General features: G+C 72.2%; 16 protein-coding genes. 10 read left to right on the plus strand and 6 right to left on the minus strand.

Annotated elements, in window-relative coordinates; translation table 11 throughout:
- Positions 1 to 72 precede the first annotated feature (72 nt).
- Together KUM03_RS02180 and KUM03_RS02185 are read left to right on the plus strand one after the other, a co-directional pair.
- Complete coding sequence (locus KUM03_RS02180) at positions 73 to 357, plus strand: hypothetical protein (RefSeq protein WP_217245259.1); 285 nt, start codon at positions 73 to 75, stop codon at positions 355 to 357.
- Positions 354 to 752: a hypothetical protein gene (locus KUM03_RS02185; RefSeq protein WP_217245261.1), complete on the plus strand. Its 399-nt coding sequence runs from the start codon at positions 354 to 356 to the stop codon at positions 750 to 752. The genes KUM03_RS02180 and KUM03_RS02185 overlap by 4 nt, the downstream gene beginning before the upstream one ends.
- Here the strand turns inward: KUM03_RS02185 and KUM03_RS02190 are convergent.
- From KUM03_RS02190 to KUM03_RS02210, 5 genes are all read right to left on the minus strand, one after another.
- Positions 743 to 2,185, minus strand: coding sequence for a cell wall metabolism sensor histidine kinase WalK (locus KUM03_RS02190; RefSeq protein WP_217245264.1), 1,443 nt, complete (start codon positions 2,183 to 2,185; stop codon positions 743 to 745). The genes KUM03_RS02185 and KUM03_RS02190 overlap by 10 nt on opposite strands.
- Positions 2,182 to 2,928 (minus strand): response regulator transcription factor, encoded by a 747-nt coding sequence (locus KUM03_RS02195; protein ID WP_217245266.1) that lies wholly within the window; start codon positions 2,926 to 2,928, stop codon positions 2,182 to 2,184. The genes KUM03_RS02190 and KUM03_RS02195 overlap by 4 nt, the downstream gene beginning before the upstream one ends.
- A gap of 97 nt (positions 2,929 to 3,025) precedes the next feature.
- Complete coding sequence (locus tag KUM03_RS02200; protein ID WP_217245267.1) at positions 3,026 to 4,078, minus strand: S1C family serine protease; 1,053 nt, start codon at positions 4,076 to 4,078, stop codon at positions 3,026 to 3,028.
- Between the two features lie 111 nt (positions 4,079 to 4,189).
- Entirely contained in the window at positions 4,190 to 5,212 is a 1,023-nt protein-coding gene (locus KUM03_RS02205; protein WP_217245269.1) for a LacI family DNA-binding transcriptional regulator, read from the minus strand.
- Positions 5,213 to 5,254: 42 nt separating this feature from the next.
- Positions 5,255 to 6,031 carry a response regulator transcription factor gene (locus KUM03_RS02210; RefSeq protein WP_217245271.1) on the minus strand — a complete coding sequence of 259 codons (777 nt, stop codon included), beginning with the start codon at positions 6,029 to 6,031 and terminating at the stop codon, positions 5,255 to 5,257.
- A gap of 267 nt (positions 6,032 to 6,298) precedes the next feature.
- Between KUM03_RS02210 and KUM03_RS02215 the strand changes: the two genes are divergently transcribed.
- The 8 genes from KUM03_RS02215 to KUM03_RS02245 all read left to right on the plus strand — a co-directional run bounded on the left by KUM03_RS02215 (position 6,299) and on the right by KUM03_RS02245 (position 11,475).
- Positions 6,299 to 7,147, plus strand: coding sequence for an alpha/beta hydrolase (locus KUM03_RS02215; RefSeq protein ID WP_217245273.1), 849 nt, complete (start codon positions 6,299 to 6,301; stop codon positions 7,145 to 7,147).
- Between the two features lie 63 nt (positions 7,148 to 7,210).
- A complete protein-coding gene (locus KUM03_RS02220; RefSeq protein WP_217245275.1) occupies positions 7,211 to 7,465 on the plus strand; it encodes a MoaD/ThiS family protein in 255 nt (84 codons plus the stop codon).
- A 2-nt stretch (positions 7,466 to 7,467) separates the two neighbouring features.
- Positions 7,468 to 8,631, plus strand: a complete 1,164-nt coding sequence (locus KUM03_RS02225; RefSeq protein ID WP_217245277.1) for a hypothetical protein — start codon at positions 7,468 to 7,470, stop codon at positions 8,629 to 8,631.
- 129 nt (positions 8,632 to 8,760) lie between these two features.
- Positions 8,761 to 9,498 (plus strand): DUF2993 domain-containing protein, encoded by a 738-nt coding sequence (locus tag KUM03_RS02230; protein WP_217245279.1) that lies wholly within the window; start codon positions 8,761 to 8,763, stop codon positions 9,496 to 9,498.
- 214 nt (positions 9,499 to 9,712) lie between these two features.
- Positions 9,713 to 9,820 (plus strand): putative leader peptide, encoded by a 108-nt coding sequence (locus KUM03_RS39160; RefSeq protein WP_374225249.1) that lies wholly within the window; start codon positions 9,713 to 9,715, stop codon positions 9,818 to 9,820.
- A gap of 128 nt (positions 9,821 to 9,948) precedes the next feature.
- The gene (locus KUM03_RS02235; RefSeq protein WP_217245281.1) at positions 9,949 to 10,794 is read left to right on the plus strand and encodes a sulfurtransferase; all 846 of its coding nucleotides are present in this window, start codon (positions 9,949 to 9,951) and stop codon (positions 10,792 to 10,794) included.
- Between the two features lie 31 nt (positions 10,795 to 10,825).
- On the plus strand, positions 10,826 to 11,113 hold the full coding sequence (locus KUM03_RS02240; protein WP_217245282.1) for a DUF1416 domain-containing protein: 288 nt from the start codon (positions 10,826 to 10,828) through the stop codon (positions 11,111 to 11,113).
- 101 nt (positions 11,114 to 11,214) lie between these two features.
- Positions 11,215 to 11,475: a DUF3099 domain-containing protein gene (locus KUM03_RS02245; protein ID WP_217245283.1), complete on the plus strand. Its 261-nt coding sequence runs from the start codon at positions 11,215 to 11,217 to the stop codon at positions 11,473 to 11,475.
- A 60-nt stretch (positions 11,476 to 11,535) separates the two neighbouring features.
- Here KUM03_RS02245 and KUM03_RS02250 read toward each other — a convergent pair whose 3' ends face one another.
- Positions 11,536 to 12,165: a TetR family transcriptional regulator gene (locus KUM03_RS02250; RefSeq protein WP_217245285.1), complete on the minus strand. Its 630-nt coding sequence runs from the start codon at positions 12,163 to 12,165 to the stop codon at positions 11,536 to 11,538.
- Between the last annotated feature and the right edge of the window lie 81 nt (positions 12,166 to 12,246).

A 12,246-nucleotide genomic window follows, 5' to 3' on the forward strand; every position in this document is an offset into this window, starting at 1 on the left:
CCGTGAGCACCTTCGGGTGAAGGGAGCGGCGGACGGCGGCCTCCTGCGCTGTGAGGCGCCAATGGTGGGGCCATGGCAGAGAACACGACCATCCAGGTGTCGCGTCAGGCCCGCGACCATCTCGCGCAGGTCGCGAAGGAGCGGGGCATGACCCTCGGCCAGCTGGTCGAGCAGCTCGCGTCGGAGCAGCCGACGGCGGAGCAGATCGCCGGGCGGGTGGCGGCCGATCGGCAGGTCGTCCGTGATGTCGTCGGCGTAGACATCAGCGACGAGGAATTCGACGGCGCGCCCGACGTGCTGGGGAACATCTACCGGATCGCGGCCGAGAAGATCCGCATGGCCCGGGGCGCTGCGTGATCATTCTGGACACCGGCGCGACCCGTGCCCTCGCGGACGGCCACAAGACGCTGAACCTGCTCGCCGGGAACATGGCCCGCACACCGGGTGACCTGCTTCGCGTTCCCGCCCTCTGCCTGATGCAGGCCGAGTCGGAGGAAGCGGGGGCGGGCGAACGGGTGCTGGCGTTCTCGTCGGTGGTCGTCGACGACCTGGACACGGCCGGGGCAGTCACCGTCGGGACCATGGTGCGGGACGGGTACGGAGGCGCGGACACCTGTCACGCCCTGTACTGCGCGCTGCCGCGCCCCGAGTTCACGGGCATGCCCATCCTCCTCACGGACCGGGGGAACGCCTACCCGCCCGGCTTCCTCACCGTCGACATCGACTCTCCCGGAATGCTCGGCTACTCCTGACCCCCGCCGTCCCCGCCCGTCTCCGGTGGCGGTACCGGCGCTCCCGGCAGGCGTACGGTCGCCGTCGTGCCGCCTCCCTCGCCCGGCGTCAGGCTGACGGTGCCGCCCGCCTGCTGCACCGTGCGGGCCACGATGGACAGGCCCAGGCCCGAGCCGGGGAGGGCGCGGGCGGACGGGGAGCGCCAGAAGCGGTCGAAGACGTGGGGGAGTTCGTCGGCGGGGATGCCGGGGCCGTGGTCGCGGACGGTGAGGACGCCGTCGGTGAGGCGGACGTCGACCGTGCCGCCCTTGGGGCTGAACTTCACCGCGTTGTCCAGGATGTTGACGACCGCGCGTTCCAGGGCGGCCGGCTCCGCGCGTACGTACCAGGGGTGCACGTCCGCCGTGATGGTCAGCTCCGGGCCGCGCAGGCGGGCGCGGCGCAGGGCGGACTCGACGGCGTCGTGCCAGGCGAGGATGCGGGTCTTGCCCGCGTGCTGGCCGGTGTCGGGGCGGGAGAGTTCCTGGAGGTCGCCGATCAGGGCGGCCAGTTCCGTCATCTGGGCCTTGACCGAGGCGAGCAGGGCCTTGCGGTCCTCCTCCGGGATGGGGCGGCCGGTCTCCTCGCTGCGGGTCAGGAGCTCGATGTTGGTGCGGAGGGAGGTGAGGGGGGTGCGGAGTTCGTGGCCGGCGTCGGCGATCAGTTGTTGTTGCAGGTCGCGGGAGCTGGCCAGGGAGGAGGTCATGCTGTTGAAGGAACGGGAGAGGCGGGCGATCTCGTCCTCGCTGTCCTCCTCGACCGGGATGCGGACGGTCAGGTCCTCGGTGCGGGCCACGTGCTCCACGGCCTGCGTCAGTTCGTCGACGGGGCGCAGGGCGGTCCGCGCCACCCAGAGGCCGGCGGCGCCCGCGCCGACGACCCCGGCGCCGGCGACGAAGACGAGGACCAGCGCGAGGTTGCTGAGGGAGCTGTTCACCTCGCTCAGCGGGCGGGCGGCGGAGACGGCGACGCCTGGCAGATTGGGGACGGTGTAAGTGAATACCCGGTACTGGGCGCCGTCGGACCCGGTGGCGTCGTGCAGCGCGTTCGGGGACGTGCCCTCGGCCACCGCGTGGTCGGCGTCGGTGAGCGGGACCTCCTCCGTGCCGATGATGAGGCAGCTTCCGCCCTGCCGGTCCACGAGTTGCACGGACGAGCCGAATGGGTTCTGTTCGTGCGTGCCGGGGTCGTGGGCGCAGAGGAAGGTGCGCAGGTTGAGGTACTGGCTCACCTGGTCCCTGTCCATGCGGTTCGCCTTCAGCGCCTCGTCCAGCGAGCTGACCAGCACGCTCTTCACCACGAACCAGCACGCCACCGCCGCCACCGCCACCGCCAGCGCCACCGCCGACGCCACCAGCAGCGACAGCCGGGCCCGGATGGGCAGGGCGCGGACGCGGCGGGCCAGGCTTGTCACTCCGCGCCGCCCTGCCGCAGGACGTAGCCGACGCCGCGCACGGTGTGGACGAGGCGCGGCTCGCCGGCCGCCTCGGTCTTGCGGCGCAGGTACATGACGTACACGTCGAGGGAGTTGGAGGACGGCTCGAAGTCGAAGCCCCAGACGGCCTTGAGAATCTGCTCGCGGGTGAGGACCTGGCGCGGGTGGGCCATGAACATCTCCAGGAGCGTGAACTCCGTGCGGGTCAGTTCGACCGGGCGTCCGGCGCGCACGACCTCCCGCGTCGACAGGTCCATGGTCAGGTCGGCGAAGGTGAGGGTGTCGTCGTCCTCGGCGGTGGCCTCCACCGCCGCCGCGTACGAGCTGCGGCGCAGCAGCGCGCGGATGCGGGCGAAGAGTTCGTCGAGCTCGAAGGGCTTGACCAGGTAGTCGTCGGCGCCGGCGTCCAGGCCGGTCACCCGGTCGCCGACCGTGTCGCGGGCCGTGAGCATGAGGATGGGCGTCGTGTCGCCCGCGCCGCGGATGCGCCGGGCGGCGGTCAGGCCGTCCATGCGGGGCATCTGGATGTCGAGGACGACCAGGTCGGGGCGGTACGCCGACGCCTTCTCCAGCGCGTCGGCGCCGTCGACGGCGACCTCGGTGTCGTAGCCCTCGAAGGCGAGGCTGCGCTGGAGGGCTTCGCGGACCGCCGGTTCGTCGTCGACGATCAGGATGCGCTGGACTTCTCGGTCGCGGTCGCGGTCGCCGTCTGCGGGGCTCATGGGCTCGGGTTCCTCGGATGCGGTGTCGGGGGCGGCTGCGGGCCTCTTCAGCCTCGCATGTTCGCGGCGGCCTCGGGCAGCCGCGCGGGACGCCCGCTCAGCCGTCGGCGCCCGCGCGCAGCTTGGCCAGGTCCGCCTTGACGGTGTTGATCGGGATGGCGAAGCCCAGGCCGACGCTGCCCGCGTTGGCGGAGGACTCGGCCGACGAGTACATCGCGGAGTTGATGCCGATGATGTTGCCGTTCATGTCGATCAGCGCGCCGCCGGAGTTGCCCGGGTTCAGGGACGCGTCGGTCTGGATCGCCTGGTACGTCGTCGTGGACGAGCCGGTGTCACCGTTGAACTCCCGGCCGTCGAACTCGAACGGCCAGTTGCCGCCCTGCTGCTGTTGCTGCTGCCCCTCGTCGGTGGAGACGGTCACGTCGCGGTCCAGGGCCGAGACGATGCCGCTGGTCACCGTGCCGGTCAGGCCCTCGGGGGAGCCGATCGCCACGACCTGCTGGCCGACCTTCAGGGCGTCGGAGTCGCCGAGGGTCGCGGCCTTGAGGCCGGAGGCGTTCTCCAGCTTGATCAGCGCGAGGTCCTTGCTGCTGTCGGTGCCGACGATCTCGGCCGCGTACTGCTTGCCGTCGTTGGTCGTCACCTTGATGGAGGAGGCGCCGGAGACGACGTGGTTGTTGGTGATGATCTCGCCGTCACCGGTGATGATCACGCCGGAACCGGTGGAGGAACCGGCGGGCGAGGTGGCGCTGATCTCGACGATGCTCGGGCTGACCGCCGCGGCGACGCCGGCGACCGTGCCCTTCTGGCTGGAGGGCACCACGTTGGTGCTGCTGGAGCTGGAGGCGACGGTGTCGCTGCCGGTCAGCTCCTGGATGCCGAAGGCGGTGCCGCCGCCGACGGCCGCCGCGACGATCGCCACGGCGGCGAGGAGGGCGACCGGGCCGCGTCGGGCCCTGCGCGTCTTGGGCGGCTGCTCGGGCTGCCCGGCCTGGAAGGAGGCGGCGGGCGGCTGGGCCGGCGGGGGCGGCCACTCGGGGTCGACGGGAGAGGAGGCGTGCTCGTGGGTTCCCTGGTACGGGTTCCCGTACGGGTTCTCCTGCGCGTGCTCGTACTCGCCGTTCCGGCGGAGGCTCTCGGTCATGTTCATGAGCGTCCCGCGCGCGTATGAGAGCGGCCTGAGTGCTGCCTGAGAAGCCCGGCAGAACCTCGTATGCCCGATGTAAAGACCGGCGGGGGCGGTCCGGAAGGCCGCCGGAGGCTACTCGCAGCCGCAGGACTGGCGGACCACCAGCCGCGACGGGAAGACCTTCAGCCGTTCCCGCCGCGAGCCCGCCACCCGCAGGCCGTCGTCCAGGACCAGGTCCACGGCCTCCCGCGCCATCGCCGAGCGGTCGGAGGCGACCGTCGTCAGCGGCGGGTCCGCCAGATCGGCCTCCTTGATGTCGTCGAAGCCGGCCACCGCCAGCTCGCCGGGCACGTCGATGCGCAGCTCGCGGGCCGCGCGCAGCAGGCCGATCGCCTGGTCGTCGGTGGAGCAGAAGATCGCGGGCGGACGCTGCGGGCCGGAGAGCAGGTCCAGCCCCACACGGTAGGCGTCGTAGCGGTTGTACGGGGCTTCGAAGAGCCGGCCCTCGGTGTGGAGCCCGGCCTCCTTCATCGCCCGCTTCCAGCCCTCGACGTGGTCGGAGACCGGGTCGCCGACGGACGGGGTCTCGGCGGTGCCGCCCATGCAGGCGACGTACTCGTACCCGTGCTCCAGCAGGTGGCGCACGGCGAGCTGGGCGCCGCCGAGGTCGTCGGTGACGACGGCGACGTCGTCGATGGCCTCGGGGCGTTCGTGCAGCAGGACGACCCGGGCGTCCCAGGCCTCGATCTCGGCGGCGGCCAGGTCGTTCAGGGCGTGGCTGACCAGGATCAGGCCGGAGACGCGCATGCCGAGGAAGGCGCGCAGGTAGTGGACCTCGCGCTCGCCGACGTAGTCGGAGTTGCCGACGAGGACCATTTTCCCGCGCTCGGAGGCGGCCCACTCGACCGCGTGCGCCATCTCCGCGAAGAACGGCTGGCGCGCGTCCGGCACGATCAGCCCTATGAGGTCCGTGCGCCGCGACGCCATCGCCTGGGCGACCCGGTCCGGGCGGTACCCCAGTTCCTTGATCGCGGCGAGGACACGCTCGCGCGTGGCCGGGGCGACCGGCCGGGGTCCGTTGTTGATGACGTAGCTGACGACGGCGGTGGAAGTCCCCGCCAGTCGCGCCACATCATCCCGAGTCACCTTGGCCACGCGCGGAGTCTACGCGGATGGAACGGCCCTGGGCAGGGCGTATCACACCTTGGTTGACGTCGCCCGCGCCGCGGGGTCCGGCTGCGACCGGGCCTCGGTCTCCTTCACTGAACGCTCCGGCTTCTCCGGCTTCTCCGACTTCTCCGGTTTCTCGGGCGTGACGAAGCGGTAGCCCACGTTGCGCACGGTGCCGATCAGCGACTCGTGCTCGGGGCCGAGCTTGGCGCGCAGCCGCCGTACGTGCACGTCGACCGTGCGGGTGCCGCCGAAGTAGTCGTAGCCCCAGACCTCCTGGAGCAGCTGGGCGCGGGTGAAGACCCGGCCCGGGTGCTGGGCGAGGTACTTCAGCAGCTCGAACTCCTTGAAGGTCAGGTCCAGGACCCGCCCCTTGAGCTTCGCGGAGTACGTCGCCTCGTCCACCGACAGGTCGCCGTTGCGGATCTCCATGGGGGAGTCGTCGCCGACGATCTGCTGGCGGCCCATGGCGAGGCGCAGCCGGGCCTCGACCTCCGCCGGGCCCGCGGTGTCCAGCAGTACGTCGTCGATGCCCCAGTCGGCGGTGACGGCGGCGAGGCCGCCCTCGGTGACGACCAGGACCAGCGGGCAGCTGAGCCCCGTGGAACGCAGCAGCTGGCACAGGCTGCGGACCTGGGGGAGGTCGCGGCGCCCGTCGACGAGGATCACGTCGGCGCCGGGGGTGTCGACGAGGGCGGGGCCCTCCGCGGGCGCGACGCGGACGTTGTGCAGCAGCAGGCCGAGGGCGGGAAGCACCTCCGTCGACGGCTGGAGGGCGTTGGTCAGGAGCAGCAGAGAACTCATCGCGCCCCACCTGCCTGGGTCGCCCTGTGATCGTGCCCGGTTCGCTCGCCCATAACGTCTGGTTCCTCCTGGGTCCCTGCGAGGACGTTTGCGGCACTGCTTCGTACTGTCGTACAGGTGGCTGGGTCCCGTGCCCGTGGGGCCCGCCGCGCGTCCGGGAGGTGAACGCCCAGCGGCCGTCCGGCGACCGCCCGGCATCGCTCCCGAAAGCACAAAAGGACCCGGGGGCTACGTTGCCCGAGTCCTCTGCCCAGCAGAATAGCCGACATGAGCAACCGACCGGCAGGTCATGTGGCGCGTTCCACCATTCGTCCCACCACTCGTCCGAATGCCGAGACGTCCGGCGAGACGCCCGCGCGCACCTTCCTCCATACGCCCGACGGGGTCCGGATCGACGCCGTGTACGAGCCCGGCGCGACTGCCAACGGCACCTCTGACCTGGTGTTCGTCGTCGCGCACGGGTTCACCGGCGACGCTGATCGCCCGCACGTGCGCCGCATCGCGGAGGCGTTCGGGCGCCACGGCGCCGTCGTCACGTTCTCCTTCCGCGGGCACGGTGCGTCCGGCGGCCGGTCCACCGTCGGCGACCGCGAGGTGCTGGACCTGGCGGCCGCGGTCACCTGGGCACGCGGCTTCGGGCACGCGCGCGTGGTGACCGTCGGCTTCTCCATGGGCGGCTCCGTCGTCCTGCGGCACGCCGCGCTGTACGCCGGCGACCGCGAGGCCGGCACGGACGCGGTGGTGTCGGTGAGCGCGCCGGCCCGCTGGTACTACCGGGGCACGGCACCCATGCGCCGGCTGCACTGGCTGGTGATGCGACCCGCCGGGCGCCTGGTGGGCCGCTACGGCATGCGCACCCGTATCCACCACCGGGACTGGGACCCGGTGCCGCTGTCGCCGGTGGAGGCGGTGCCCCGGATCGCGCCGAGGCCGCTGCTCGTCGTGCACGGCGACCGGGACGGCTACTTTCCCCTGGACCACCCCCGGATGCTGGCCGAGGCGGCCGGTGACCACGGGGAACTCTGGGTGGAGCCCGGCATGGGCCACGCCGAGCACGCGTCCGGCGAGGGGCTGCTGCGCCGCATCGGCGACTGGGCGGTGGCGCGGGCGGGCTAGCCTGACATGGTTCACCGCCGAACGGCACCCGACGCCGATCGGCACCGGCGACGAAGGATCCAGATGGCAAAGGTCACGGTGCGCTACTGGGCCGCCGCGAAGGCCGCGGCGGGGGTGGCCGAGGAGGCGTACGACGCGGCCACGCTCGCCGACGCGCTCGGCGCGGTGCGCGAGCGGCACCCCGGCGAACTCACGCGCGTGCTGCTGCGCTGCTCGTTCCTCGTCGACGGCGACCCCGTGGGCACGCGCGAGCACGAGGCGGTACGGCTGGCCGACGGCGGCACGGTCGAGGTGCTCCCGCCGTTCGCGGGAGGGTGAGCATGACCGACCAGCCGCATCAGCCGTACGGGCAGAATCAGCCGTACGAGGGATACGACGCCCAGGCGTGGTACGAGAGCAACGGGTACGAGGGCAACGGGTACGAGGGCGCGGACGCCGCCCAGTACACCCAGCAGTGGCAGGGGCAGACCTGGGAGACCCAGGTGCAGCCGCCGGTCTCCGCGGAGGAGACGGCGTATCTCCCGCCGCAGCAGCCGCAGCAGCCGCAGCAGCCGCAGCAGCCGTACCAGGCGCACCCGCAGACGTACGGGTACTACTCCGAGCCGCAGCCGCAGCCGCAGCCCCAGGCCTACGAACCCCAGCCTCAGCACCAGACACCCGCTCCGGTCGCCCCCGCCCCCGCCTCCGCCGACGAGCCCGGCTACGGCCCCGCGACCGTCGCCGGGAACACGCGGATAACGGACGCCCAGCGTGCCCGTGCCGAGGGGCGCTCGCCGATCATCGACCCCGGCATGCAGCCGGCGGGGCTCACCGCGCTGCTCGGTCTGCTGCTGGCCGGCGGGGCGGCGCTCGGCATGTACGCCCTGCTCGTCCCGCTCGTCGTCCTCCAGGCGGTCACCGCGGCCGGCTGGTTCCGGCTGAACGGCATGTGGCCCGCCCGGCAGGGCATCGCCCTGGGCTTCGCCGCCGCGCTCGCCGCCGACGCGGCGATGCTGGTGTCGGACCGCTCCCCGGCGGCGATCATCGGCACCCTCGGGGTGTGGGTGCTGCTCTCCCTCGTGCTGCAACTGCGCTCGCACGCCGACCCGGACGAGCGGATGTACGGCCTGATGGCGACCGTCGTATCGGCGGCCCTGGCCGTGGTCGCGGGCGGGTACCTCGCCGCCGACGCGGACGCCGTGACGGTCGGCGCGATCGCGGTGGCCGTCGCCGTCGTGGCGCGGGCCCTGCCGCTGCCGACCGCGGCGTCCCTGGTCGTGGCGCTGCTCGCGGCGGCCGGGGCGGGGATCGCGGTCGGCGCGATGACGGACTTCGGGTCGTCGGGGGCGCTGCTCGGCGCGGGCGCCGCGGTGTGCGCGCTGATCGGCCACCGGGTGGCGGCGTACGACTACCCGTCCCGCTTCGTCCACTTCACGGCGGGCGTGGCCCTGCCGCTGGCGGCCGCCGCACCGGCCGTCTACCTGCTGGGCCGGGCGCTCGGCTGAAACCGGCCGCCTGTCACAGGTGATCGACAAAATCCCGGTGGCCCTTGTCCGTCGCGTTACTCTCGCGCTGGACGGCCGCCGGTCGTCGGAGACCGCCGTCATTGACCGCCCGAGGTGGGGGAACACCGCATGCGTGCACTGCGAATACTGTTGATCGTCGTCGTGATATTGGGCGGTCTCTTCGTGATCGCGGACCGGGTGGCGGTCAACTTCGCCGAGGGCGAGGCGGCGGACCAGCTGCAGAGCACCGAGAACCTGGCCTCGAAGCCCGACGTCTCCATCAACGGCTTCCCCTTCCTCACCCAGGTCGTCGGCGGCGAGCTGGACGACGTCGAGATCGGCATCGACGGCTACGAGGCGTCCACCGGCGACGGCGCCGAGAAGATCCGTATCGACCATCTGCGCGCGAACATGAAGGGCGTCGGTTTCTCCAGCGACTTCAGCAGCGCCACCGCGGCCACCGCCACCGGCACCGCGACCATCTCCTACGACGAGCTGATGAAGGCCGCCAAGTCCGAGCCCACGGACATCGCGCCGGGCGTCACCGCGAAGGTCGTCGGCCTCTCCGACGGCGGCAACGGCAAGATCAAGGTCTCCCTCCAGGCCACGGCGTTCGGCGTCGAGCTGCCCGAGCCGGTCGACGTCCTCAGCTCGGTCACGGTCAAGGACAACAACGTCGAGGTCGTCGCCGACGGGCTGCCGGAGATCGGCGGCAAGGAGCTGGCCGAGTCCCGCATCCGGGCCATCACCGACTTCCAGCAGACCATCGACGAGCTGCCCGGCGGCGTGCAGCTGGACAAGGTCGAGGCGGCGAAGGACGGCGTCGAGATCACGGTGAAGGGTTCGGACGTCAGGCTGGCCGGGTAGGACGACGACGGTCGTTCGCAGGGGGCGCGGGCCTCGGGGCGTCCGACTGGCGAGACGCTGACGTCCGCCCCGTAGATGTGATGGCGACGGTCCCGGTCCGGAGGTCGCTCACCGGTGCGCCGGAAAGACCTCGCGTCCCGAATCCCGGACGGTCGCGTCTCATAATCCGACACGCCGGTGACATTGGCCGCCGTCCGTCCCTACGATCGGGCCTATGCAGCATCAGACGAGCGTCCTCCGGCCGCGGGGACAGGCGGATCTCACGAAGCGGCGGGCAGTCGACCTGTGCCGCGTCGCCGCCATGCTCTGTCGCACCGTCTGAGCGGACGGCGACGCCGCCGTCCGTGTCCCCCTCGCCCGCCCTGCCCAGGGCACCCGCGCGCCGCCCCGGCCTGAGCGCGCACACCCTCTCACCGCACGCCCCGCCGCAACTGCCCCGGAGGAGAAATCATGAGCCGCAGCGACGTCCTGGTCGACGCCGACTGGCTGCAGGACCACCTGGACGACTCGACCATCGCGATCGTCGAGGTGGACGAGGACACGTCCGCGTACGACAAGAACCACATCAAGAACGCGATCCGGATCGACTGGACCCAGGACCTCCAGGACCCGGTCCGCCGCGACTTCGTCGATCAGGAGGGCTTCGAGAAGCTCCTGTCGAAGAAGGGCATCTCCAACGACCACACCGTGGTCCTCTACGGCGGCAACAACAACTGGTTCGCGTCCTACGCCTACTGGTACTTCAAGCTGTACGGCCACGACAGCGTCAAGCTCCTCGACGGCGGCCGCAAGAAGTGGGAGCTGGACGCCCGCGAGCTGGTCGACGGCACCGACGTGCCCGAGCGCCCGGCCACCGACTACAAGGCCAAGCCGCAGGACACCTCCATCCGCGCCTTCCGCGACGACGTCGTCAAGGCGATCGGCGCGCAGAACCTGGTCGACGTCCGCTCGCCCGACGAGTTCTCCGGCAAGCTGCTCGCCCCGGCCCACCTCCCGCAGGAGCAGTCGCAGCGCCCGGGCCACGTCCCGTCTGCCCGCAACATCCCGTGGTCGAAGAACGCCAACGACGACGGCACCTTCAAGTCGGACGACGAGCTGAAGCAGCTCTACACCGACGAGCAGGTCGACCTGGCGAAGGACACCATCGCCTACTGCCGCATCGGTGAGCGCTCGGCCCTGACCTGGTTCGTGCTGCACGAGCTGCTGGGCGTGGAGAACGTCAAGAACTACGACGGCTCCTGGACCGAGTACGGCTCCCTGGTCGGCGTGCCGATCGAGCTCGGCGCCAGCAAGTAAGCCCGCCCCCTCAACCCCTCAGGAGTACGACATGTGCGGAGCGAAGGCCGGCGGCCCCGACGCCTCGACGATCAAGCCCGGTGAGACCACGATCCAGGGTCACGTGACCCGCGACGGCGAGCCGGTGACGGGCTACGTCCGTCTGCTGGACGCCACCGGCGAGTTCACGGCGGAGGTCCCGACCTCCGCGACGGGCCAGTTCCGCTTCTACGCGGCCGAGGGCACCTGGACCGTCCGCGCGCTCGTCCCGGGCGCCAGCGCCGACCGCACGGTCGTCGCCCAGCAGGGCGGGCTCGCGGAGGTCGCGATCGCCGTCTGACGGCGAATGTGGCGGCGAGGGGCCGCACCCCACGGGTTGGACGCCCGGGGTGCGGCCCCTCGGCATGTCCGGGGACCCGGGTGCGGACCTACCCTGGAGTCATGTACGCGCGGCGGCGGCACCGCTACTTCGTGATGATGGGCATCTGCATCGCGCTGTTCGTCCTGGCCTGGGGCGTCGTCCGGCTCTGGTCGGTCCCCGCGGCCGTCGCCATGTGCGTGGTCGCCATGGTCATCCCCCCGCTCGCCGCCGTCGTCGCCAACCGCCGCGGCCCCGACGACCGCTGGTGGGACGACCCGTCCGGCGACCCGAAGTCCGACGAGTGGTGGGACGAGCTGGACGGCAAGAAGAAGCGCCTCTAGACAGCGGCTCTAGGCAGCGCATCCAAGCAGCGCCTCCAGGCCCCGGCCCCGCGCCGCTCCCTACCGCCGGTCGAGCCCCCCGACGAGCCGTTCCAGACACCGCACCGCCAGTTCGGCCGGTGAACCCGGCCCCTCGGCCCCCGCCTCCGTCCCGGCCCACGTCTCCATGGCGATCCGGATGGCGTCGGTGGCGGCGGCGGCCACCAGCCGTACCTCCAGCGGATCGGCCGCGCCGTCCGTGAGGCGCGCGACGACCGGGACGAGCCGCTCCTCGGACTCCTGGTTCACCCGGTACCACACGGCGCGCAGCGCCGGATCGTCCTGCGCGGCCCGCAGCAGCCCGCGCGTGCGCAGCAGCGCCTCGGCGGCCCGGTCGTCCGGGACCGCCAGCGCCTCCTCGACCGCGGTGCGCAGCGCCGGGCCGAGCGGGGTGCCCGGCTCCGTGTCGGCGAGCAGCCCCCGCCAGCGGTCGGCACCGACCGTCAGCAGCGGACCGACCGCGTCCTGCTTGGAGCGGAAGTACCGGTAGAAGGTGCGCAGCGCGACCCCGGCGCGCCGGGCGATCTCCTCGGCCGTCGTGGCGTGCGGGCCCTGGGTGCCGAACAGCTCGGCCGCCGCGTGCGCGATGTCGAGCTGGGTGGCGGCCTTGCGGCGCTCGGTCAGGGACGGGGGCGGCGGCTCGGTGCTCACCCCAGAAGCGTACGACCCGCGACCACTCGGCGGCATGTCGTGACGTAGTGGCAAACCGTGCCACCTAGGCGTACCGTGAAG

This window comes from Streptomyces sp. AC602_WCS936 (assembly GCF_019049125.1).
In the GTDB taxonomy this organism is placed as follows: domain Bacteria; phylum Actinomycetota; class Actinomycetes; order Streptomycetales; family Streptomycetaceae; genus Streptomyces.